This is a genomic window from Mesorhizobium sp. B2-3-11, assembly GCF_006442215.1.
Lineage (GTDB): Bacteria > Pseudomonadota > Alphaproteobacteria > Rhizobiales > Rhizobiaceae > Mesorhizobium > Mesorhizobium salmacidum.
This window is the reverse complement of record NZ_VFVS01000008.1, coordinates 203,411-225,430: the sequence shown is the minus strand read 5'-3', so window position 1 is coordinate 225,430 and position 22,020 is coordinate 203,411. Positions and strand designations below refer to the sequence as shown.

Annotated in this window: 20 protein-coding genes; 7 read left to right on the top strand and 13 right to left on the bottom strand. The window is 59.2% G+C overall.

Translation table 11 applies throughout. The features are described from left to right. The first annotated feature begins 1 nt into the window (after window position 1). Window positions 2-307, top strand: a complete 306-nt coding sequence (locus tag FJ960_RS13955) for a hypothetical protein (RefSeq protein WP_140714625.1) — start codon at window positions 2-4, stop codon at window positions 305-307. Between the two features lie 120 nt (window positions 308-427). Here FJ960_RS13955 and FJ960_RS30270 read toward each other — a convergent pair whose 3' ends face one another. Together FJ960_RS30270 and FJ960_RS13940 are read right to left on the bottom strand one after the other, a co-directional pair. After that, window positions 428-628 (bottom strand): hypothetical protein, encoded by a 201-nt coding sequence (locus FJ960_RS30270; protein WP_348640965.1) that lies wholly within the window; start codon window positions 626-628, stop codon window positions 428-430. A gap of 686 nt (window positions 629-1,314) precedes the next feature. Further along, window positions 1,315-3,429, bottom strand: coding sequence for a catalase (locus FJ960_RS13940; protein ID WP_140714623.1), 2,115 nt, complete (start codon window positions 3,427-3,429; stop codon window positions 1,315-1,317). A 755-nt stretch (window positions 3,430-4,184) separates the two neighbouring features. Between FJ960_RS13940 and FJ960_RS13930 the strand changes: the two genes are divergently transcribed. After that, window positions 4,185-4,502, top strand: coding sequence for a SemiSWEET transporter (locus FJ960_RS13930; protein WP_140714621.1), 318 nt, complete (start codon window positions 4,185-4,187; stop codon window positions 4,500-4,502). Window positions 4,503-4,880: 378 nt separating this feature from the next. After that, a complete protein-coding gene (locus FJ960_RS13925; protein ID WP_140714619.1) occupies window positions 4,881-5,924 on the top strand; it encodes an SDR family oxidoreductase in 1,044 nt (347 codons plus the stop codon). 1,043 nt (window positions 5,925-6,967) lie between these two features. Here the strand turns inward: FJ960_RS13925 and FJ960_RS13915 are convergent. Next, window positions 6,968-7,150, bottom strand: coding sequence for a CsbD family protein (locus FJ960_RS13915; protein ID WP_027143691.1), 183 nt, complete (start codon window positions 7,148-7,150; stop codon window positions 6,968-6,970). Between the two features lie 296 nt (window positions 7,151-7,446). Between FJ960_RS13915 and FJ960_RS13910 the strand changes: the two genes are divergently transcribed. Both FJ960_RS13910 and FJ960_RS13905 read left to right on the top strand, forming a co-directional pair. Next, window positions 7,447-8,481 (top strand): PAS domain-containing protein, encoded by a 1,035-nt coding sequence (locus FJ960_RS13910; protein ID WP_140714617.1) that lies wholly within the window; start codon window positions 7,447-7,449, stop codon window positions 8,479-8,481. A 313-nt stretch (window positions 8,482-8,794) separates the two neighbouring features. Beyond that, on the top strand, window positions 8,795-10,882 hold the full coding sequence (locus FJ960_RS13905) for an HWE histidine kinase domain-containing protein (protein WP_140714615.1): 2,088 nt from the start codon (window positions 8,795-8,797) through the stop codon (window positions 10,880-10,882). Window positions 10,883-11,330: 448 nt separating this feature from the next. On the opposite strand, the gene FJ960_RS13900 is transcribed toward FJ960_RS13905, so the two are convergent. Together FJ960_RS13900 and FJ960_RS13895 are read right to left on the bottom strand one after the other, a co-directional pair. Then, on the bottom strand, window positions 11,331-11,852 hold the full coding sequence (locus FJ960_RS13900; protein ID WP_140714613.1) for an SRPBCC domain-containing protein: 522 nt from the start codon (window positions 11,850-11,852) through the stop codon (window positions 11,331-11,333). Continuing rightward, window positions 11,830-12,195, bottom strand: coding sequence for a metalloregulator ArsR/SmtB family transcription factor (locus FJ960_RS13895; protein ID WP_140714611.1), 366 nt, complete (start codon window positions 12,193-12,195; stop codon window positions 11,830-11,832). Before FJ960_RS13895 ends, FJ960_RS13900 begins: the two co-directional genes overlap by 23 nt. A gap of 465 nt (window positions 12,196-12,660) precedes the next feature. On the opposite strand from FJ960_RS13895, the gene nadE reads away from it, so the two are divergent. Next, window positions 12,661-13,500, top strand: coding sequence for an ammonia-dependent NAD(+) synthetase (gene nadE, locus FJ960_RS13890; protein ID WP_140714677.1), 840 nt, complete (start codon window positions 12,661-12,663; stop codon window positions 13,498-13,500). A gap of 114 nt (window positions 13,501-13,614) precedes the next feature. Here the strand turns inward: nadE and FJ960_RS13885 are convergent, their stop codons facing one another. After that, window positions 13,615-13,821: a hypothetical protein gene (locus FJ960_RS13885; protein WP_140510081.1), complete on the bottom strand. Its 207-nt coding sequence runs from the start codon at window positions 13,819-13,821 to the stop codon at window positions 13,615-13,617. Between the two features lie 301 nt (window positions 13,822-14,122). Here FJ960_RS13885 and FJ960_RS13880 point away from each other — a divergent pair, with 301 nt between their 5' ends. Next, entirely contained in the window at window positions 14,123-14,428 is a 306-nt protein-coding gene (locus FJ960_RS13880) for a hypothetical protein (RefSeq protein ID WP_140714610.1), read from the top strand. A 340-nt stretch (window positions 14,429-14,768) separates the two neighbouring features. On the opposite strand, the gene FJ960_RS13875 is transcribed toward FJ960_RS13880, so the two are convergent. The 7 genes from FJ960_RS13875 to FJ960_RS13845 all read right to left on the bottom strand — a co-directional run bounded on the left by FJ960_RS13875 (window position 14,769) and on the right by FJ960_RS13845 (window position 21,925). Continuing rightward, the gene (locus tag FJ960_RS13875; RefSeq protein WP_027143699.1) at window positions 14,769-14,972 is read right to left on the bottom strand and encodes a KTSC domain-containing protein; all 204 of its coding nucleotides are present in this window, start codon (window positions 14,970-14,972) and stop codon (window positions 14,769-14,771) included. 147 nt (window positions 14,973-15,119) lie between these two features. Beyond that, on the bottom strand, window positions 15,120-16,760 hold the full coding sequence (locus tag FJ960_RS13870) for an ABC transporter ATP-binding protein (protein ID WP_140714608.1): 1,641 nt from the start codon (window positions 16,758-16,760) through the stop codon (window positions 15,120-15,122). After that, on the bottom strand, window positions 16,750-17,574 hold the full coding sequence (locus tag FJ960_RS13865) for an ABC transporter permease (protein ID WP_246672792.1): 825 nt from the start codon (window positions 17,572-17,574) through the stop codon (window positions 16,750-16,752). Before FJ960_RS13865 ends, FJ960_RS13870 begins: the two co-directional genes overlap by 11 nt. A 65-nt stretch (window positions 17,575-17,639) precedes the next feature. Beyond that, entirely contained in the window at window positions 17,640-18,686 is a 1,047-nt protein-coding gene (locus FJ960_RS13860) for an ABC transporter permease (RefSeq protein WP_140510073.1), read from the bottom strand. Between the two features lie 63 nt (window positions 18,687-18,749). Continuing rightward, the gene (locus tag FJ960_RS13855) at window positions 18,750-20,357 is read right to left on the bottom strand and encodes an ABC transporter substrate-binding protein (protein WP_140714604.1); all 1,608 of its coding nucleotides are present in this window, start codon (window positions 20,355-20,357) and stop codon (window positions 18,750-18,752) included. Window positions 20,358-20,477: 120 nt separating this feature from the next. Next, window positions 20,478-20,831: a Rieske (2Fe-2S) protein gene (locus FJ960_RS13850; RefSeq protein ID WP_140510069.1), complete on the bottom strand. Its 354-nt coding sequence runs from the start codon at window positions 20,829-20,831 to the stop codon at window positions 20,478-20,480. Window positions 20,832-20,842: 11 nt separating this feature from the next. Next, a complete protein-coding gene (locus FJ960_RS13845) occupies window positions 20,843-21,925 on the bottom strand; it encodes an amidohydrolase family protein (protein WP_140510067.1) in 1,083 nt (360 codons plus the stop codon). Between the last annotated feature and the right edge of the window lie 95 nt (window positions 21,926-22,020).

Sequence of the window (22,020 nt, the reverse complement as noted above, 5' to 3'; positions counted from 1 at the left end):
CATGCACCTTATCCAGATCTTGCTTCCCCGAGCCGACAACGGCGGCCAGCCTTTTCCGCGGGAAGATTTCGATCGGGTCAAGGAGGAACTGGCGAGCCGATTTAAAGGCGTTACGGCTTTTCTTCAGGCGCCTGCGGAGGGCCTGTGGCGGCAAGGCGCGGAATCTGAAAGAGACGACATCGTTATCTTCGAGGTGATGACGGAAGAAATCGATCTGGCGGACTGGCACGACCGCCGCGCGGAACTCGAACGAAGATTTCGGCAGGACAAGGTTATCATCCGCTACATGCCGATGGCGCTCGTCTAGGTCGACGCCCGGCCTTCGACGTCGATCCGCAAGAGCGAATACGATCCCGAGAGCGAGGTTTTCTCCGTGTGGTTCGCTGCGAGTGGCAAGCGCCATGACTACGAGGGTTCCTGTGGAGGTCTACACCGCATTCCGAAACGCCTTCGCCAAGGCCGATTCTTCAATGACAATATCCGGGACCGTTTTCACTATCGGCTGATCTCGGACGATTAACGATTTCCGGTGAGGCGACGCTCCCGCCCCCGGCTCGGCGTTTGCCGCGCCAGCAGGCTTCGATTCCGGCGAGCCTTTGTGCCGTAGAAAAATCGACGAGAGGACCATTACCGCTGTAGTTGGAAAGATTCAAACCAGAGGTTGGCATCCATAAGGTAGCTGACAAGAGACTGTACCTCCCCGCCGTGGCGAGGCGCCTGGTTCGCCGCGCCGAGGCCGTGCTCTTCATTGTAGGCTGGTATGACCCGACCAGATCATGCCCCACGCGCCAAATCGGAACAGTGCTACCAAAGCGATCTCAGGCCATTGTGCCGAAAGAATGTTTTCGCGGCCGCCACACCGCTTTTTGCGCGCGCTCGTACAACAAGCGTGAAGCAGAGGTTGGCTTAGATCCAAAGCACTCGCTTGGGAAACGCTAGGCGGCGGCCCCGTAGCTCGGCATTCTCGACGGCGGAACCTGCCGACTGCCATCACCGTCACGGCACTCGAAGATGTAGACATCGCCGTGGCCATTGCCGGCCGCGGTAAAGGCAACGTCATCGAAGTTGCCGCTGCGTCCTAGTCCTTAGCCGCAATGCCGAAAGTGGCTGTCTGCACCAAGATAGCCCGCGCCCGATCGAGAGCCGCGTCGTCGTTGCCAGCTTCGATACTCGCCATGTCGACCGTGACACAGTCTCCGCCTTCACCCCAAAAGACAACACGCAGGATGGGCTCTCCGGTTGGCGAGGTCGCGCGCGAGACATCGGTTCGAACAATTTGCACTGCGGAACTCCTTTTTGGATGTGTCGAGCCTGCTATAGCTTGACCGTCATTTCGCGGCTCCAGAGCCGAAGCTTGCGGCAGGATGCGATGAACTTGGCGACAGCCTTCGGATCATAGAGCCCAATCAGGCCCTCGTCGGCTTCCGGATCGACGCCGGCCCTCTGCAACAACGGAATGCTCCCCGAAGTGAAAGCGATGAACTTGCAGTGGGCGAAAGCGTCGGCAACGAAATCCCGCGCAGCAGCCTCACCAGTCAAGCGCTCAGCTCCCTCTTCAGAGAGGAGGAGCACAACCGCGTCGAACAGGACTGAAGGCCCGCCGTCGATCATGTGCTTCGCCGCTATCCAGCTTCCGTCGGCGGCTTCGACGCCGCCGACCTTTGGCGCGACAACCTCCATGACGGCGCCTTCTTTCTCGATCGCCGACTGCAACTTCTTCAGCAGCGAGGCATCGGCGCCGGGACCGACGAGCACTCCGACCTTGCGGCCAGCGAAACTCTCCGGCCCGTTCTCGATGATGCTGAGCGCCGGCGACGGTTCGAGATCGCGGGGCGCAACAGCGGCGTCCGCAGGCTGAGGAAGGTCCTTCATGCCGAGTTTATCGGCAACGGTTTCGGCAAGTCCCTCATCGATATTTAGAAGATGCGCGACCATGCGCTCGCGGATAGCGACCGTCTCGACCTTGCTGAGCTCGAAGGTGAGGGCCATGGCGACATGACGCTGCTCCGGGGCGGTCTGGCTGTTGAAGAACTGGCGCGCCTGGCTGTAGTGGTCCGCGAAGCTCTCGGCGCGTAGTCGGACTTTCTGGCCCTGTTCCGCGTCGGCGAACGACCTGAACCCGCGCTCGCGAGATTCGCGCGGTCCTTCGCCAAACGAATTCGGCTGGTAGTTCACGCGTCCAACCGGGTTGCGCATGGCCATGTGGCCGTCCTGCTGGAAATGATGGAACGGGCATTTGGGCGCGTTGATCGGGATGTGCGTGAAGTTCGGACTGCCCAGCCGCTTGAGCTGTGTGTCGAGATAGGAGAAGTTGCGGCCCTGTAGTAGGGGGTCGTTGGAGAAGTCGATGCCCGGCGGCACGTTCTGCGTCATGAACGCGACCTGCTCGGTCTCAGCGAAGAAGTTATCAGGCATACGGTCGAGCACTAGGCGACCGACCGGAATCGGACGCAGGATTTCCTCCGGAATGATCTTGGTCGGGTCGAGAACGTCAAAGTCAAAACTGTCGGCAAACTCCTGGTCGAATAGCTGAAGGTTGAGCTCCCATTCCGGGAAATCACCGGACTGGATCGCATTCCACAGGTCGCGCCGGTGGAAATCCGGGTCGGCGCCGTTGATCTTGACGGCTTCGTTCCAAACCACCGACTGCATGCCGAGCTTTGGCTTCCAGATAAATTTGACGAAGGTGGATTCGTCCTTCGCATTGACCAACCTGAAGGTGTGGACCCCAAAGCCCTGCATGAACCGGAAGGAGCGCGGGATGGCACGATCGGACATGACCCACATGATCATGTGCATCGATTCCGGCGTGAGGCTTATGAAGTCCCAGAAATTGTCATGGGCCGACTGGGCCTGCGGAAAGGCGCGATCGGGCTCCGGCTTCACGGAATGGATGACATCCGGAAACTTGATAGCGTCTTGGATGAAGAACACCGGAATGTTGTTGCCGACCAAATCCCAATTGCCCTCCTGCGTATAGAATTTGACCGCGAACCCGCGAACGTCGCGCGCGAGATCGAACGAACCTTTCGATCCGGCGACAGTCGAGAAGCGCACGAAAACCGGCGTCTTTTCTCCGGCGCGCTGAAAGATGTCGGCGCGCGTGTAGGCGGACAGCGACTCGTAGGTCTCGAAAAAGCCGTGGGCGCCATAGCCTCTCGCATGGACGACGCGCTCGGGAATTCGCTCGTGGTCGAAGTGGAAGATTTTCTCCCGGAAATGGAAGTCTTCGATGAGCGCCGGTCCGCGCTCGCCGATCTTCAATGTGTTCTGGTCATCAGCCACGGGACCGCCTTGCGCGGTAGTCAGGATGGGGGTATCGGTATCCCCTTCCGCGACCTGGTGAAGCTCCCCTCCATTACCGCGCGTCAGCTTTTGATCATGGATCGTCGCGGGCTTGCCCGACGACTGTCTAGCGGTCTTGGCCATGCTAATATTTCCTGTTTGAGAAACCTGACTTCAGAACACTCTCAATGCCGGCCTCACCCTTAAGTTCCTTGTGACAGCGGCCCAGTTCCTCTTTTGGGAAAGACTGCGCCGGAGTATTGCCGCCCTTTCGAGAGCGGCCACCCCACCCTCTGGAACCAAGACCGCCGAGTGCAGTTTTGTCGGCGACAAAACTGAGGTGAACATTCGATGGCAAGCGCCGGGGAAGACGCTGATTTAACCGCCAGGCTTGCACGCGAACACGGCGTTTCCGACGTGAGGGCGGTCTTTCAAGCCTTGCGCCGCGGTGGCGGAACCATGGCCCACTTCAGCCATGCCGACTTCGGCGGGACGTCGCAATGGTCTTCCGGCATGACCATGGTCGGCGACATGTTCAACGACAGCCTTAAAGCAAAGCTCAATGCCATTGCGGGTGAACTGTCGAGGCACCTGCGAGCACCCCCGCAGGACCGGGCTGATGATCGCGCCACGCCGGGTCATGGTGGCTCCAGGAGCTTGGTGATCCTTCATCTGACGGATCTCAGAATGGTCTGCGCTACGCGGTGTTTCCCTAAAACGTCCTCAGTCATCGACGACCACGACATACGACACCAGCGACCAACAGATTTCGGGTGTGTCTCAAGCGCAGAGCACGGTTTCCACGCTCACGTTGGGAAGCCAGCACGGCGTCGTCCGCGTTTCGAGTCTCGCGCAGGCGAATAAGCTCTGAGCCGGACGTTCCTAAGATTGGACTTTCGATGGAAATTGTCACGATCGTCGGATATCTCGCAGCCATATGTTCGATGACCAGCTTTACGCCGCAGGCCTGGAAAATCATCAGAACGCGCGACACTAACAGTATCTCGGCGCCGATGTACGTGCTGACTGTCTTGGGTTTTGCGCTATGGCTGACCTTTGGCCTGGTGAAAGACGAATGGCCCATCATCATCACCAATGCGGTCTGCCTCATCCTCTCTGCATTCATCCTCCTGATGACCGTGCTTCCAAGAGCCAAGAAAGAAGCAGTGGCAGAGGCTGTCGACCCGACAGGACGCGCCGGGGATACTAAGAGTTGATCTCCATTGGACGGACAACCGACGCAATCTTCACTGAGGAGCCGGCACCCAACGCTGGCGCAAACTGAAGCCGAGTTTTCCGTAGACATTTGTAGCCAGGGATTTGGACCGAGGCTAAAGGGAAACGGTGATTATGCTTCGGCTCTTGCGAGAAACTGGAGCAGTTCCTTCGCTGAGTCGTCGGCGCTTCCTCATGAGGTGACCGCAATCAAGGCCCGCCCTTGGCAACAAGCGCGAAGCTTGCTGTGATCGCCCAGGAGATACGCAGCCATCCCTGAGCGCTCGCCGACAGTGTCCCAACCGTACCCCCTTCGAGGCGGCGGAACGCCATGGGAGCTTCACCAGGGCGGCGGCTCCCCTACCTGGAGGTGGTGCGCGATGCCTTCGACCGTATGGCTCGGCATGGGCGCAAACCTGCTGGGCTGTCAGCGAGAACGGGCCGAAAGCGTTCGGTCCGTTTTCGGCATGGCCGCACTCGAAAGCGCCTTTTTGCCTCCAAGGAGCAGCACCGCACTGGGCGCTGGACGAGATTTGGTGAGTACAAAACCGGCCGCAGGCGATATCTTGGACAACAGGAGATCAATTCTCGTCACGATACATTGGGAGGACGACGTGAACAATTCCACTGGTGGTTCTTTGGGCGTCGCTGTCATTACCGGCGCATCCTCCGGAATCGGCAAAGCTTTTGCCGAGCGCCTGGCCAGCGACGGGTACGACGTCGTGCTCGTCGCCCGGCGGCGCGACCGGCTCGAGTCGGTAGCCCGCGAGATTGAGGCCGGCGGCGCCTCCGCGGAAATCATCGTCGCCGATCTGGCGCTGTCGAAAGGCCTCGACAAGGTGGAACAGCGGATCCGGTCCGGGGACGTATCGCTGCTCGTCAACAACGCCGGTTTCCAGACCTACATGCCGTTCGTCGACCTCTCGATCGACCGCGCCCAGGAAGAGGTTACCGTGCAGGTAACTGCGGTCATGCGTCTGTCGCATGCGGCACTTCCTGCGATGATTGCGCGCGGCGAAGGCGCTATCATCAATGTCTCTTCACTGCTCAGCTTCAGCGGAAGCCTGAACTCCCCGTTCATGCCGAAGCGCTCGGTCTATGCCGCCACGAAAGCCTTCGTCACCACCTTCAGCGAGCTTCTGGCGGCTGAACTCCAGGGCAAAGGTATTCGCGTCCAGGCGCTTTGTCCCGCAGTCGTCAGGACAGAATTCCATGACATCGACGGCAAGCCGGTCCTCAGGCCCAATGTGCCGGTGATGGAGCCGGCCGACGTCGTCAAGGCATCCTTGGCTGGGCTCCGGCAGGGTGACACGGTCTGCATTCCCGCCTTGGAGGAAGGGGGCAGGCTCTCCGCTGTCGCGGACGCAAATCGCGCCCTGTTCGATGCCGGTCGCGGCGCCCAACTCGCATCTCGGTATCGCTGACGGACGACGCGCGAGGCCTTTGTTGCTATGTAGGTTGTGGTAGCGGCGCCTGGTGAACGACGGAGTATCAGTCGTGGCAAATCCCCACGCCCGATTGATTGCCATCGAGGAGACAGGCCAGCGCGGGATACCCGACAGCCAGATCGCGGACGGTCGCACTGCATCTCGCCATCCTAGTATGACCTTCAGCTCCAAGAGGCGGCCAAGACTTGTTAGACGCAGGAACGACTGATGTGGCTACGTCCATTGCCCAAGGATGGACACTGGAGAGACGGCCGAGACGCTCCACAAGCTCGCTATTGAGCATCTCGAACAGCTAAAGGCTACAACGGCCTAAACGCTCCGGCACGGTTCGGCATTCCGACACGCCACATGTCGGATTATTTGCATTCAAACGAATTTTGCGACGCTATAGATGCTGCCTCAACGTAAGTTCTGGGAGGAAAGCATGGCTCCGCACGAGCAGCATGCCGTTGAAATCATCCGGGAGAGGAAATGGTCGGTGCGTGTGACCGCCTATGGCAGCTCCCTCACGTTGCCCTTCGAAGCTGAAGAGTACGCCCGCTCATATGCGGATGGTCAGGCGTTCCGGCTCGGTGTCCAAGTTGTCGAACTCAGGAGGTGCGCTTAGCCGCAGCAATCGGGGAACCTTCTCCCGCGCTCGGTGTTTGGCCGCGAAGGAGAATTTATATGAGTGGACCGGGCACCATTTGGACGCTGAGTATCGTCGGACCTGTCATCCTCGCCTTGATAATCATCTATGCTCTGCTGAATCAAAGGAGGCTTTCACGGCGCGTGGAAATCCACCAGGATGAAGCGGTCAATAACCTCTATGAGGACCCCCAAGGGCGCTCCTCACCGGCTGGCGCGGTCCGAGCACAAGAGGCAGAGATTCGACTTCGTCAGAAATAGGCGGCTCTCTTGCTCCTAACGGCGTTGCTGGGGTGGAGAGCTGTGCTTAGGGGTCTCTAGCCCGGGCCCAAGGCGGCGGCCGTCGAAACGCCTGAACCCTCGCAGCATCGCCGCGTCGTCAAGCTCGGGGTTCAATCCTTCAAGGCGTCCCGAATTGCGTCCTTTGCCTTGCCAACCCCCTTTTGCAGGCTGCCTTCGGCCTTGTCGGCGGCCCCATCAGCGCGAAGCTTGTCGTCGCCCGTTGCCTTTCCGACCTTGTCCTTTACCTCGCCGCGCAGCTTCTTTGCTGAGCCCTTGACTTCGTCCTTGTGCATGGTCCTTCTCCTCGGTTGATCAGAACCAACGTGTGCGGCATCTGAAATGTTCCAGAGGAGCAGGAATAGCCACGTGCCGGCGCCGTGCCACCCCACCCCGATGCGCTAACCTCATTGCACACCTTCCCGAATGGCGGCGGGTGATAAACGCATTCTCCCGCAGTTGATTGCACCTTTTGCCTTCGAACAGCGACCGAAGCTTTGAAGGACGGTGAGGTGTACTGACCATTTCCAAGGGAAACGTTTTAGTTCCATCGACGTTGTTCCTGAGCTCATGTCAGCTCAGGGAAACATCGATGGACAGCGAAGGCACATCCGGTCTCCACGGTGATGAACCGGTCGCCGTTACCGATCGGGCTATGCCTGATGTAAAGGAACTGGCTACGATAGCCCTACAACGGACGAGAATGCCGATGGTGGTGACTGACGCCACCCAGGAAGATTTTCCTATCGTACTAGCGAACCAGGCTTTTCTGAACCTCACGCGCTATGGGGCAAGTGAGGTGCTTGGACGCAATTGCCGGTTTCTTCAAGGCGCAGCGACATCCCCTGCGGCCATCGCCGAGATCCGAGCAGGATTGCAGGAGGAGCGTGAGATCAACCTCGAGTTGCTGAATTACCGGAAAGATGGATCGGCGTTCTGGAATCTGCTGCACATCAGTCCAATCCATGACGACGATGGCCGTCTGGTTTACCATTTCGCATCTCAGATAGACCGCACAGATTTTCGCAGGATCGAGAGCCTAGAAGCGTCAGAGCATCGGTTGCTTTTGGAGGTGGACCATCGAGCCAACAATGTACTTGCCCTTGTCGACAGCATCGTACGCTTGACGAGATCTGACGACCCCGCGCTATATGCCGCCTCGGTCCAAAGGCGCATACAGGCCCTGGCTAGGGCGCATGGCTTGTTGTCGCAGCGGGGCTGGCACGAGATTCCATTGCAGGAAACAATCTCGTCTCAGATTGAGCCGTACGGAGCGTCTCGCGCTCTGCTGGATGGTCCGGATGTCATGCTTGCAGCGCATTCTGTTCAGCCCTTGGCGCTGTTCATTCATGAACTAGCAGTCAACGCCGCTTCCCACGGCTCGCTTTCGAAAGAGACGGGTCAGCTACAAATCAAATGGCAAGCCAGACCCCAGAATAATGGTTTTATCCTCGAGTGGCAGGAGACCGGCGGACCGCCCCCACCCACGCCTCGGCGAAAGGGTTTCGGGACACTCATGACCGAAGCTACAATACAGCGACAGCTTCAGGGGTCGTTACACCGCGAGTGGTCCGATCAAGGGATAAGGATCGTAGCTGAAGTGCCCAACGTCACAGTCTCGCGATAAAGAGAGGCTGCATGTCCATGGCGGTCTCTGCCTAGCATTGTGCTCGCACCTGAACGCCATCGCCCTTCTGGTTTGCACGATGGCTGCTTCGGCAGCGACAACCCTGCTGCCGCAATCCAAAGCTTGCGGAAATGAAGAGCAAATGCGGACCGGTTCCGGGCTCGACCTTGATGGGCCCGCGCAAGCCGGCAAGCGAGACGACAGCGCCCGCTTCGCCGGACCAGGGGTCCAACGGCACTATATTCGCTTGAACTAACGCTTGCTGTTCCTGGCCCGCTGACTATGGTTGAGCGTTCCTGAGGCGGCACGGGATATGGACTTGCCTCGTCGATCAGTTCGATCGCACCTGCTTGGTTTGATCGCCGCCGCGGTTGTCCCGGTTTGGCTGTTTGCCGGCTATTTACTAGGCCAGTATGCCCTGCATGAACGATATCGTTTTGAACAGGATGCCGTGCAAACGGCTCGACAGGTGTCGCTCGTTGTAGAAGGCGAGCTCGCAAATCTCCAAACCATTCTCGACGGCCTTTCCAAATCCGCCGCGCTCGCGAATGGCGATCTGCGAGCCTTCCACCGCGAGGCGCTCGATCTTGTCCATGGGACGGACCGGACGATTGTCCTGCGCGATCTTGGCCGCAATCAGCTGATGAACACCGAAATCGGCTACGGCGCCGCTTTACCGTCCGTGGAACCGATAGCTGCTGTTGACCGCGAGAAACTCAACCGCTCAGGTGTTTTCGTCAGCGATGTTTTCACCGGCAAGGGGTCAGGCGAATACCGCGTTGCTGTTGCCATCCGGGTGCCCGCCCCGAAGGGGGAGGACCTGCTTCTTTCGCTTTCTGTACCGACTGCCCGGATCCGCGATGTTTTGATGCCGGCCGTACCGGAAGGATGGACTGTGGGCGTGGGAGATCGCGACGGAAACTACGTGGCACGTTCCAAGTTGCACGACGAATGGACCGGAAAGCGCGGATTGCCCGAATACGTGGCAAAGATCGTTGGGCGCTCCGGTTCCTTTACGTCCCACAACTTCGAAGGGGTGACGCTGCTGGCCGGCTACTACAGATCCCCGTACTCTGATTGGTTCTACACCGCAAACGTGCCTCTTTCAGCGGCGCAGGCGCCGCTTTGGCGCTCGCTTGTGGCGATTTGCGCGATAGGTCTCCTGTCGCTCCTTGTTTCCGTTGCTCTCGGATATGTCGTCGGCAAGAGATTTACACAGGCCACCGCTGAACTGGCGACACGGGCCGAGGCGCTCGGTCATGGCCGCAGCGTCGAACCCCTGTCGACTTCCGTTACGGAGTTCGCCACCATCGCCCAGGCGATGGTGGACGCAGAGCGTGCAATCGCCGAACGGCGGTATGAGTTGGAGGCGGTGTTGGAGACAGCGCCGGCGGCGGTCTGGTTTACTTATGATCCGAAAGCCCTTCAGGTGATCCGCAACCGCTTCGCGGCCGAACTCATGGGCCTGCCGACGGATGCGCACAAGTCCTTCGGCAGGCCCGAGCTCGTCATCGACACCGTGGCCGTCAAGGACGGCCACATAGTGAGCCGCGAAGACCGCCCACTTAGCCGCGCCATGCGCGGGCAGCTGACCGATCATGAAGAGTTCGCCTACACGCTGCCATCAGGGGTCGAGCGCTTTCTACTTTCCAGCGCACGTCCAATTCGCAACCCGGCCGGCGACATTATAGGCGCCGTACAAATCAGTCTCGACATCACGGACCGCAAACGCGGTGAGGAGCACCTGAAACTGTTGACCAACGAGCTGAACCATCGCGTGAAGAATATCCTTGCTGTGGTTCAGTCCATTGCCACCCAGACGCTCCGCAACGCCACAAGTTTGCCCGAAGCAGGACGCACGCTCTCCAGCCGTCTCGTCTCGCTGGCCAAGGCTAACGACCTGCTGACGCAGCAGAACTGGAGTGGCGCCGACGTCAAGGATCTGATTGCCACATCAATCCGCTCACACGCTCCGATCGAGCGCTTCAAGATCAGTGGCGAGTCTGTTTGGCTTCCACCGAACGTCGCTCTTTCAGCCGCTCTTGCTTTTCATGAGCTTACGACGAATGCGCTAAAGTATGGAGCGCTGTCGAACGATACAGGCACGGTGTCGATTCAGTGGAAGCTTCTCGGTCAAAAACAGCATCGCTGGCTGGATCTAGAATGGCGCGAACGGGGAGGTCCGGCTGTGGAACCTGTCGAGCGAAAGGGCTTCGGCACGCAGCTCCTCGAGCGTGTATTCGCGTCCCGCACCTCAGGACGTGTCACTCTGAAGTTCCTTAAATCGGGACTGATCTGCAACATGCGAGTGAGTTTTGCGTCTGAGCTCAATCCCGTGGTGGACAACAACGACACCTCCGAGCGGAATCGTAGAAAGTTTTCCCGGCAACGCTCCGGGTGATCGAACGCGCCGCTCACCCGGGGACGCGAACCGCTATGGCGGTTGCCACTGGCGGTCATCGGGTCATCACCGCTCACCCATTCGTCGGGATCTCTGTCCACGTTGGCCGAGGCATCGTTCTTGCGCGTAGGTCTTCCATGCAATCTCGTGTCGCCGCGGTTCATTTGAGTGATGTCTAGCGCCAACCTAATGGTGGAGGTCGGTCAGGCCTTGGCATCAAGCGGGGGCTGCGCTTGGCCGCTTCGCTGAAGGTCGAGAGCATCCTGTGCCGGCTCGGCCTCAGTAACTCATCGACGGCCTCAATGTCCTCGGCCGCCGCCCTCAACTGGCAGCCCCTCGCCCAGGCGCACCGAGCCAAATGCCCGGTGAAGCGCTCGACCTCGACGCTCCCTGAGCTAGGGGACACCGCAGGTGACAGGCTATGCGGCCGAGCGCGAGATCTAAGACTTCATGAACGGCCGGCGCTGCCGTGCAGCGTGACGAGAAGCTTGTCCAGTTGGTCGAATGCCTCGCCCATCGCATCAGCTGCCCCGGTGCCGGCGGCGTCGAGAGCTTCCTTCGAAGGATAGAGCTCATTGACGACTAGCAGTGTCTTGCCCCCCTTTTCCTCGAAGGTTACCGTGGTGAGGGATCCCTCGTCACCGCCTTCGTCATTGCTCCAAACAAGGCGAGAGTACGGTGTCACCTCGATATACCTGCCGAAGAACTCGTCAGTATTCGAGGCATCATGTCCGAACACCAAACGGTACCCGCCCCCTACACGAACGTCCATCTCGCAGGAACGCAGCACCATGCCCGTCGACTTCGGCACCCACCATTGCTTGAGCAGCTCGGGTTTGGTCCAGGCCTCAAACACGACGCGCGCCGGACCGTTGAAGCTTCGTGTGACGACCAACTCACGCTCCGACGTCCGTTCCACCGTCGTGCGGTTGTTCGATGGGGTAGGCTCACTGTTTCTTCTTTTGTCCATCGACTTTCTCCTTGCGTTTCAATTCCTCGACCACCTTGTCCAACGCGTTGAAGCGTGCGTCCCAGAGTTGCCGGTATCTCTCGATCCATGCCGCCTCCTCCTCCAGTCCGCCAAGGCCGAGCTTGCAGGTCCGCACGCGCCCAACCTTCTTCGTGACAACCAGCCCCGCCTGCTCCAGCACGCCCACATGCTTCTTCATGCCGGTTAGGGTCATGTGGAATTTCTCGGCAAGCTCCGTGATCGAAGCGTCCGCACGTCCGAGCTGCTCGAGAACGCCGCGTCGGGTGGAGTCCGAGAGCGCGGCGAACGAGGTATCGAGAGGGACTCTTAAATACTGAACCATGTGGTTCAGTATTTAGCGCTCGGATTGGCGCAATGCAAGGGAGATCAAGCGAACTGGGCGGCGCCTCTGCTGTGGGACGCTCGGCCCGGATCGCGACAACCAACGCAAAGCGCCTGGTCTCGCTTTGCGTGACGATGGCGGCCAATCAGGCCCGTGGGTCTCCTGAATGAAGGGCTCTCGCATTTCACCGTCGCGAGCTTGATCCACAGCACGCAAGCGTCTCGATCGAGGTTGGGCGTGGACGCGGTGCGATGCCCCTTAAGTGGTCGGATGCGATACACGGTTAAAAAGGACCAGAATTCCGCTTCGGCCAAGGTGATGAGCGACCGCCCTGGTCTGACGGCATGGGCTCGGTTATTGAAACATTTTCCGGTTTTCCACGCAGAACGAGACGGGGTTGCCAAACCTGAATCGGGGGCACCAACGACTGCCATGAATCAAGGGATGACAGGAGCATATCTCGACATGACAGAACAAGAAGCGATCATCAGCGCCTTGGGCGTCGCTCCGGATTTCGATGCCGCAGTGGAGGCGCGCCGGCGCAGCGACTTTCTTGGCACCTACCTGCGTGCAGCCGGCCTCAGCACGTATGTGCTGGGCATCAGCGGCGGGGTGGATTCGCTCGCGGCCGCACTTCTGGCTCAACGAGCCGTAACCGAACTGCGGAGCTCAGGATACGATGCCAAGTTTCTTGCTGTCCGGCTGCCGTACGGCACACAGGCCGACGAGAGGGACGCTCAGCGAGCACTCGACACCATTGGGGCGGACGAAGTGCACAGACTCGACATCAAACCGGCGGCCGACGCAATGCTTGACTCGATCAAGGTGGCTGGCGTGGAACTCGGGGATGCCCATCGGGAGGATTTCGTGCTGGGCAACATCAAGGCCCGCCAGCGCATGATTGCCCAATTCGCGCTCGCTGCTGGCAGCCGAGGACTGGTCATAGGCACCGATCATGCGGCCGAGGCAATGATGGGCTTCTTCACCAAATTCGGCGACGGCGCCGCTGACGTCCTTCCCCTTTCCGGGCTAAACAAACGCAGGGTGCGCGCCCTGGCAGCGCATCTGGGCGCTCCGTCCGAACTTGTCAACAAGGTGCCGACCGCAGATTTGGAGAACCTTGTCCCACTTCGTCCTGACGAAGATGCATATGGGATCACATATGATCAGATCGACGATTTCCTCGAAGGTAAGGAAATCAACGAGGCGGCGCGAAGGCGTATCCTTGATGCGTATTTCAGCACCGCTCATAAGCGCTCGCTTCCGGTGACACCCGATTTTCGGACAGGCTTGCCGGTACCGTAACGTTGTTTCGTCTGTCCTGCCTGTTATCGGATGGGGCACGACAATGCTGGCATTTGCTTACCGTTGAGGTTCGGCGGCCGAGCCGGGATGACAGTCCGACGGGGGCCGGAGCGATTAGGCCGCTGTGGCCTTGAGCTGTTCGAGATGCTCAACAGCGAGCTTGTACAGCGTCTCCGCCGTCTCTTCCGGAGTCCACCCCTGGGCGGTGGAGGTGGCGACAAGGGCCGCGAAGGCAGTTTCCAGAGCGACTTCGCAATTGACAGGTCGGTCGGGGCTGGTCTCGGCGAGAAGGGGTGGGGCAACTTCAGGGGTTTTTGTCATGCAGAGGAATCCGCGCCGCTGAAAAAGGTTCCAGCGACGGCGGAGGAGTTGTTGGCACCCGTACTTCGCACCCCACTCCGCCACCCAAAAGGGCGCAGTGAACGTGGCAGCGCCAAGTCCGATCGCCTGCGGTGGGCAGCCTTCATACATGCCGGTACGCAGATTCTCGGTCCTCAGCTGCAATTCAAATGATAGGAGGCGCCATGCCTTCCAGGCATGGCCGCGCGGTCGTTTGTTCCTCTGCGCCGTGACACATTACCGCTCGCTTGACGAAGCCGTTGGCCGCCCCAGAATCATGGGAATGGCAAAGGGCATTAACATCGGCGACGAGGTCGTAATCACCGCGACAGTGCGCAAGCGTGTCACCGAGGACCGGGTGAGCGTTTCCATACCCTCCTATGGGCAACCCCACTCGGTCGTGGACCAAACAACAAAGCTGCAGAAGGGACAGCACATCGAGTTGATCGGCAACGTCACCCAAATCCAGGAAAACCGTGTAACCGTGAACCTCGGCACTCCGGTCACGGTCGATGCCGCTGTCGTCAGGCTGGTGAACGCCTATAAGGCCCCTACGAGGAGCACACCCCTGGTGGACAAGCCGACATGAGGCCGCCTCCCCGCAACAGCAACGAAGTGGAAGAATGCTGGTCGCATAAACCAATGGCTTACTGGATGATTAGCCAACCCATATCCTTCGTATGATCCCGCATGGTGGATCTGGCGAACTAGAGGCACTACAAGTGGATCATTAGCTATTTAGCGCGCCGCCCTGACCGCCCACCGCAGGCTCGCAATTCGCGTTTGCCGAACATCCTGCGAGGTTGTTGGCTCCGGCCTGGTTGGACCCACCTCCCCTCTGAATGACGAACATGGGGGCCTTGCGGACGGTCACTCATGGAAGGCAGGCGTGGCAAGCCGCCCCCTAGATAGGATACGCTTGAAGCCTGTTAGCTGTCGCTTCGGCGGTAACGGAAATGGTTGCGGATGTGGCTGTTGAAGTACCGCCCCTTGGCGAAGGCGGATCGAAATGCATCAAAGGTTTCGGGCGGTACATCCTCGAAGTCATAACGCTTGTCGCTGGTCATTAGCCATACAGAGAGGATCCGTCTGTCCGGATCGTACTCCGTTCTGCGTATCAAGGTGGATGGCATCGCAGTCAACGGAAGACGGGACCACGCGTTCCTAAGGGCGTCGAAGGGGACCGTTGGCGCGACAACCCTTAGCTCGAAGATGGCCCCTGAGTTTCGGCTAACAGAGAACCGGAAGATAGTCGGCGAATGCCGGTACCGCTTCTATTGCTATTTGAAAATTGGGTCCCGTCGAGCAAGCAGGCCCGTGAGCCAGTCCGGATCCATCTGCGGCACCGAGGAGAGAAGCAGTTCGGTGTAGGCTGCGTGGGGTGGCGTCAGTATCTCGGTTTTCAAACCCTGCTCCACCACCTGACCTTTGTGCATAACCACGACCTCGTCAGCAATCGCTCTTACCGTCGCGATATCGTGGGTAATGAAGATGTAGCTGATGCCGAGTTCGTGCTGCAGGCGCATCAGGAGCTTCAAGATTTCTTCCTGCACAATCTGATCCAGTGCCGAGGTGACCTCGTCACAAATGATGAGCTCCGGATTGGCAGCGAGCGCGCGGGCTATGCAGATCCGCTGCTTCTGGCCACCGGACAATTCACCGGGCAGTCTGTCGAGGAAGCTTTCGTCCATCTCGATCATGTGCATGAGCTCGCCGACCCGCTGGTCGCGCTGCTGCCCCTTCAAGCCTAAGTAGAACTCGAGCGGACGCGAAATTATCTCCTCCACAGTCTGGCGAGGGTTAAGGGCGCTGTCCGGCGACTGATAGACCATTTGGATGCGGCGCAGCAGGTCTTTCGAACGTCCTTTCAAGAAGAGGGCAAGCGGCTTGCCATCAAATGACATCGATCCGGACATCGCAGGCAGCAAACCGGTAACGACGCGCGCGAGCGTCGATTTCCCCGACCCTGATTCGCCCACGACTGCTACCGTCCGGCCGCGCGGAACCTTGATGGACACATCAAGGAGCACCTTAACCCTTCCAGAGTAGGCCGCGGTGACGTTGTCGATGGTCAGTAGATGATCCTGGGTCCGAATCTCCGGCTTCGCAAGCTTGCGCACGGCCCAGAGGGTCCGAGTGTATTCTTGGGTAGGAGCCGTAAGCATCTGTCGCGTATCGGCTTCCTCAACAGTCTGTCCGTGTTGCAAGACCATAATCCGGTCCGCCATCTGCGCCACCACCGCCAGATCGTGCGTCACATAGATCGCTGCTGTGTTGAATTCCTCGACAATCCTGCGGATCGAGGCCAGGACCTCCACTTGCGTCGTCACATCGAGCGCAGTGGTCGGCTCATCGAACACGATCAGGTCGGGCCGGCAAGCCATGGCCATGGCCGTCATGGCTCGCTGCAACTGACCACCGGACACCTGATGCGGATACCGGAAGCCGATGGTCTCAGGTTCTGGAAGCTGGAGGCGTCGATAAAGCTCAATAGCGTCGCGATTGGCCTTGTCTCTGCTGGCGATCCCGTGCGCAACTGCCGTTTCCACGGTTTGATCGAGGAGCCGGTGAGCCGGGTTGAACCAGGCGGCTGCGCTTTGCGCCACATAGGCGATGCGGGAGCCCCGGAGCCGCCGACGGCGGGCTTCGCTCATTGACAAAAGATCGGCACCGTCGAACAGCACCGAGCCCTGGCTAATACGGCACCCCGGCTTGGCATAACCCATTGCCGCAAGGCCGATGGTCGACTTCCCGGCGCCGGATTCGCCGATCAGGCCAAGCACTTCTCCGCGTTTAAGCGAGAGATCGACGCCCCGAACAATCGGGTGCCAGCGCTCGTCCGAGAAGCCTTCAACGTGGAGGTCCCGGACCTTGAGAAGATCTGTTCCCTTTTCGCGCGCCGTGGCACTGCTACTTTTCATCACGAAGTCCGCTGGTTGAATGTAGCAACCAGTCCACGACGAAGTTCACCGCTACCGTCAGGAGGGCAATGGCGCCGGCCGGCAGCAGCGGCGTGACATCGCCATAGGTGATCAGTGTTGCGTTTTCCCGCACCATCGACCCCCAGTCAGCCGATGGCGGCTGTATGCCGACGCCCAGGAACGACAATGCCGCGATGGTCAGAAACACAAAGCAGAATCGCAGGCCAAATTCCGCGATGAGCGGCGGCAGGATGTTGGGCAGGATTTCCTTGCGGAGAATCCATGCGGGACCTTCGCCGCGCAATTGCGCGACCTCGACATACTCCATAACCACTACGTTCAGGCCAACGGCGCGCGCCAGACGAAACACGCGTGTGGAATCCAGCAATGCGATGATCAAGACGAGACTGGTTATCGAAGAGCCGAATATCGAAAGCAGCATCAGCGCAAAAATCAGGCTTGGGATCGACATCAACACGTCCACAGCACGTGACAATATCTGGTCTGGCCACCCCCGGTACATTGCCGCCAGCAGGCCGAGCGTCACACCCGCTGCAAAGGATATGATAGTTGTGGTGACGGCGATGCCGATCGTGTTGCGAGCCCCGTAGATGAGTCGAGTGAGCATGTCGCGACCGAGCTGGTCAGTCCCGAACATAAACTCGTGGCTCCACGGGGCGAATGCCTCGCTAAAGACCTGCGTCTCTCGATAAGGAGCGATGAGAGGCGCAAATAGAGCGACCAGAACGTAGCAGAGGGTTACAACCATGCCGAACCAGGCACTGAGCGGCGCCTTCTTCAGCGCTATCCTCATCCGAGATCGGCGTGTGCGCCTTACCCTGGGCGCTCTCGTGGTCTGGATGAGGGGCTCCGCACTTGTCATCTTGGGTGCAAAAGCCTCGGATTGGTGGCGATCGAAATGATATCGGCGATCAGATTGAGCAGGATGTAGGTGGCGGCGAAGACAAGGGCGCAGGCTTGCACGACTGGTACGTCCCTCGATTTCACGGCATCGACCATCAGTTGGCCGACGCCGGGGTAGACGAACACTACCTCTACGACCACGACGCCGACGATGAGGTAGGCAAGATTGAAGGCGACAACCGTCACGATCGGGGCCCAGGCGTTTGGCAAAGCGTGCCGGAGCACGACCACCATTGGCGTCATTCCCTTCAACCGAGCCATGTCGATATAGGGGCTTGAAAGCATGTTGATGATCGCCGCGCGCGTCATTCGCATCATGTGAGCGACGATGACGAGTGTAAGCGTGATGGACGGCAGAGCCGCACGCCAGACATGCTCCCAAAACGGCGTCTGGTCGCTGATATTCGCCAGGGTCGGGAACTTAGGTACGACGTTCAAGGTCCAGTCGATCGAAGCTGCGAGCCAGACGGGTAAAGACTGTGCGAGATCGGTGCCGGCGAACGTGTCGCGCGAGATGATCAGGAAGGCGAGCATGTAGGCGACGAAGAATTCAGGGAACGAAATTGTCGTAAGTGTCACCGTGTTTACAAGCCGATCGAACCAGCTGTTGCGGTAGAGGGCCGCAAGAATACCCAACCCCAACGCCAGCGGCACCGCGACCAGCGCGGTCATTACCGCCAGGAACATGGTGTTGTAGAGACGTGGTGCGATGATCTCCGCGACCGTTCGCCGGTAGCCGGTCCGGCTGGCGAAGGAGGAACCAAAATCACCCTGTGCCATCTTACCAATCCAGCTGAAGTAGCGCTCGATTGGCGGGCGATCGAGGCCGATCTCGTGTTGAAGGGCCGCGACTGTTTCGGGGGTAGCGGCTTGACCGAGCGTCGCCTTGGCGAAGTCGCCAGGCAGCATTGCGATCGCCGAAAAGATGATGATGGAAACGACGAACAACGTGATCAGGCCGAGGCCTAACCGTTGCATAACCGTTTTTGCGACCGGATTCACACGCATGCGCGCAGTCCCAAGAGCGCGCCGTCCGCGGTGCGGGCGGCGCGCTTGGCAAACACCCTATGCTACAGCCATCCACCAGCGCTCGGCCATCTTCAGTCCGTCATTTTCCCAATTTGGCGCCACATCGCCATGGGCGAGTTTCTTGGATTTGGCGCTGACAAAGTTGTTGAACACCAGCACGATAGTACCGCCATCATCATGGGTCAGCTGCTGCATTTCGGCATACATGGCGGCGCGCTTGGCGTCATCCGTCTCGGCTCGGGCTTGGACAAGCAATTCGTTGAAGCGTGGATTCTTCCAGAACGACTCGTTCCAGCTGGATTCGGCTGCGAAGGCTTGCGTGAACATCCAGTCGGCGGTGGCGCGACCGCTCCAATAGGAAGCGCACCAGGGCTTCTTGAGCCAGACGTTGTCCCAATAGGCGTCCTCCGCTTCGCGCACGACATTGACCTCGATGCCGCACTGTGCGGCCGTCTCGCGAATGAGTGCGGCCGCGTCTACTGCACCTGCGAAAGCCGCATCTGCGACCGAGAGATCGACCTTCAGCTTTTCCAGCCCCGCCTTCTTCAGATAATGGCGCGCCTTGTCGGGATCGAAACTGTGTTGCGGCTCCGGGTTCTTGTAAAACTTGATGGCCGGCGCGATTGGATCGTCATTGGCAACGGTAGCATGTCCAAGGAAGATCTTGTCGGCGATCTCTTGTCGGTTGATCGCCCATTTCATTGCCATGCGCACATCCGGATTGTCGAAAGGCGCCATGGTGACATTCATCGGCAAAGTATAATGCCCGTAGCCGGTGATCTCGATGATGTCGATTTTGGGATTGCGCTTCAACATGCCGAGTGTTTTCAGGTCGGCGCGGCCAATGTAATCCACTTCCCCGGTCGAGAGCGCAGCCATGCGTGCGGCCAAATCCGTAATGGCGACGAACTCCACCTCATCCAGGTAAGGCTTGCCGTTCTTGAAATAATTCGGATTGCGCTTGAGCTTGGCCGAGACGCCAGGCTGAAAATTCTCGAGCACGAATGCGCCGGTTCGGGCCCCTGATGCCCAATCCGCTTTCCCGTCAACGCTCGGCATGATCACGAGATGATAATCGCTCATAATGTAGGGGAAATCGGCGTTGCCGCTTTCGAGTGTGAATACAACCGTTTCTGGCCCGTCCGCCTTAATGTCCTTCACAGACGCAAGCAGAGGCTTCGCCGCAGATTTGGTGTCGGCGCCCATGTGATACCGCATAGAGGTCACGACGTCGTCTGCCGTCACGCTCTTGCCATTGTGGAAGGTCGCGCCCTTGCGTAGCTTGAAGACCCACGTCTTGGCGCCATTAGAAGATTCGAAGCTTTCTGCCAGGTCCGGCTGTATGCCGCCCTTCGCATCCACCTCGGTCAGGCTGTTCGACATAGCGCCTGAAAAGGCGGTTTGGGAGAAAGTGTCGGGATACCCAGCCGGATCAATAGAATCTGTCGTCGCTCCATGCGCCATGCCGAGCTTTGCGAAACCGCCTTGCTGCGGTTCTGCTCGTGCCGCAGTGACAAAGAGCTGATCTGCTGCGACGACGGTCAGGCCTGCCGCCAATCCTAGATGGATGAAGTCACGCCGCGAAACCTTGCCGCTCCCGATAAGACCTTTCGCGATGCGCAGTTTGTACTCTGATTCCGACATTGCCGTTCTCCCATTGCGGATTTTCCGCGTTCTTTTTTCAACCGTCGTCAAGCACGCGATGCGTAAGTGCTCCTTCTCCGCCGTTCTGGTCCTTCGTCGATTTGCCTCCCGTCTGCCAGATCAGGCGGTCACATAGATGTTGCCGTCCTCCACCATGACGGGAAACGTCCGCGCACGCACAGTGGGATCGACCAGCGCCGAACCCGTCTTGATGTCGAACTCCCAGCCATGCCAGGCGCAGCGCACGATCTCGTTTTCTCGATGATAGATGAAGCGGGCTTCCTCGACAGGCGCGGTCGTCCCGCATTGCGGCCCCTCACAGAGCGGCGCGCCGCGATGCGGACAGATGTTGAGCAGCGCATGGAAGCTCTCTCCGATGCGGAACACGCCCACCGAAAGGCTCCTGACCTTGGCAATGACGGGTGTCCCGGCCTTGATCTCGTCGACGCGGCATATGTAGGTTTTCTCGGCCATGTTCTGCTCCGTCAGGCAGCATTCGCGGTTAGGATGGCAGGAATGCGCTTGTAGACGTCCAGCGCATTCTGACCCATCACCTTCGTTCTCCAGGCTGGCGGGATGTGCAGCGTGTTGGCGTCGTCATAGTCCCAATGCGGATAGTCCGACGCAAACATCAGCGTGTTCTCGCCGTCCATGGCTTCCAGGATGGACCAGAGATGCTGCACGTTGGCCGGCTGCTCCAGCGGCTGTGTGGAGAAGCGTATGTTACGGCGGCAGTACTCCGATGGCAGCATCTTCAGCCATGGTGTTTCCTTGCGCAGCGCCTTGTAGTCGGCGTCGAGGCGCCATAGCACCGTCGGCACCCAGGCGACGCCGCATTCGACTACGACGAAGTAGAGTTCTGGCCATTTCTCGAACACCCCGTGAGCGATCATGCTGGCGACGTGACTGATCGCCGACATGTGCAGGATGGCGTGCGTTTCCCAGAAGAAGGTCGTGGGGGCAGGCGCGACGGCGTTCCAGTTGACACCACCGTGGCCGCCCAGGTGAATGGCAAACGGCAATCCCATCTCCGCACAGGCTTCGTAGATCGGGTGGTAGAAGGGATCACCATACGGCTTCACGGAGCCTTGGGAGGCTAGAACCTGGACCATGCGGGGGTGAGTGCCGAGCCGACGGATCTCGGCGGCCGCCAGCTTCGGATCCTGAGGCGCAATGATGATGGAACCCATGAAGCGGTTGTCTTTCGGCAACCACTCGGCGATCTGATAGTCATTGTAGGCACTGACCAGCGCACTGGCGTAATAGGGGTTTGCGAGAGTCGAGGCTTCTATAGGCTCGTCCCCGGTGAGGATCGCCACGCCGACATTATATTTGTCGAGGTGTTTTTCCTTCATGATCCGGTAGTTGTCGGCTTCGGTCTCGGGTCGCACATCCTTCCGGGAGAAATCCTGCGGATGGAACCAGGGGCGATGGCCATGCGGGAAAGACCCCCTGGGGCCGGTCTTCTCGCCCTCGATGAACATGTCCTTCCAGATCCCGGAAAGATACGGTTCCAATACCGTGGCGCTGGACCAGTAGTTGTGACAATCGCAGTCGACGATAAACACTTTAGCTTTCGCTCCCTCTCCAGACCGCGGCTTTACTTGCCGTTTAGCTCGCCTAGCTTCCGCCTTGACAATTGCCGGATCAAGCCAATGATCTC

Coding starts and splice junctions, on each gene's coding strand:
- FJ960_RS30270 (WP_348640965.1), bottom strand. CDS start 628: ATGGTCCTCTCGTCGATTTTTCTACGGCACAAAGGCTCGCCGGAATCG.
- FJ960_RS13955 (WP_140714625.1), top strand. CDS start 2: ATGCACCTTATCCAGATCTTGCTTCCCCGAGCCGACAACGGCGGCCAG.
- FJ960_RS13895 (WP_140714611.1), bottom strand. CDS start 12,195: ATGGTTCAGTATTTAAGAGTCCCTCTCGATACCTCGTTCGCCGCGCTC.
- FJ960_RS13875 (WP_027143699.1), bottom strand. CDS start 14,972: ATGCCATCCACCTTGATACGCAGAACGGAGTACGATCCGGACAGACGG.
- FJ960_RS13930 (WP_140714621.1), top strand. CDS start 4,185: ATGGAAATTGTCACGATCGTCGGATATCTCGCAGCCATATGTTCGATG.
- FJ960_RS13870 (WP_140714608.1), bottom strand. CDS start 16,760: ATGAAAAGTAGCAGTGCCACGGCGCGCGAAAAGGGAACAGATCTTCTC.
- FJ960_RS13865 (WP_246672792.1), bottom strand. CDS start 17,574: ATGAGGATAGCGCTGAAGAAGGCGCCGCTCAGTGCCTGGTTCGGCATG.
- FJ960_RS13925 (WP_140714619.1), top strand. CDS start 4,881: ATGCCTTCGACCGTATGGCTCGGCATGGGCGCAAACCTGCTGGGCTGT.
- FJ960_RS13850 (WP_140510069.1), bottom strand. CDS start 20,831: ATGGCCGAGAAAACCTACATATGCCGCGTCGACGAGATCAAGGCCGGG.
- FJ960_RS13880 (WP_140714610.1), top strand. CDS start 14,123: ATGGCAAAGGGCATTAACATCGGCGACGAGGTCGTAATCACCGCGACA.
- FJ960_RS13905 (WP_140714615.1), top strand. CDS start 8,795: ATGGACTTGCCTCGTCGATCAGTTCGATCGCACCTGCTTGGTTTGATC.
- FJ960_RS13885 (WP_140510081.1), bottom strand. CDS start 13,821: ATGACAAAAACCCCTGAAGTTGCCCCACCCCTTCTCGCCGAGACCAGC.
- nadE (WP_140714677.1), top strand. CDS start 12,661: ATGACAGAACAAGAAGCGATCATCAGCGCCTTGGGCGTCGCTCCGGAT.
- FJ960_RS13900 (WP_140714613.1), bottom strand. CDS start 11,852: ATGGACAAAAGAAGAAACAGTGAGCCTACCCCATCGAACAACCGCACG.
- FJ960_RS13910 (WP_140714617.1), top strand. CDS start 7,447: ATGGACAGCGAAGGCACATCCGGTCTCCACGGTGATGAACCGGTCGCC.
- FJ960_RS13915 (WP_027143691.1), bottom strand. CDS start 7,150: ATGCACAAGGACGAAGTCAAGGGCTCAGCAAAGAAGCTGCGCGGCGAG.
- FJ960_RS13940 (WP_140714623.1), bottom strand. CDS start 3,429: ATGGCCAAGACCGCTAGACAGTCGTCGGGCAAGCCCGCGACGATCCAT.
- FJ960_RS13855 (WP_140714604.1), bottom strand. CDS start 20,357: ATGTCGGAATCAGAGTACAAACTGCGCATCGCGAAAGGTCTTATCGGG.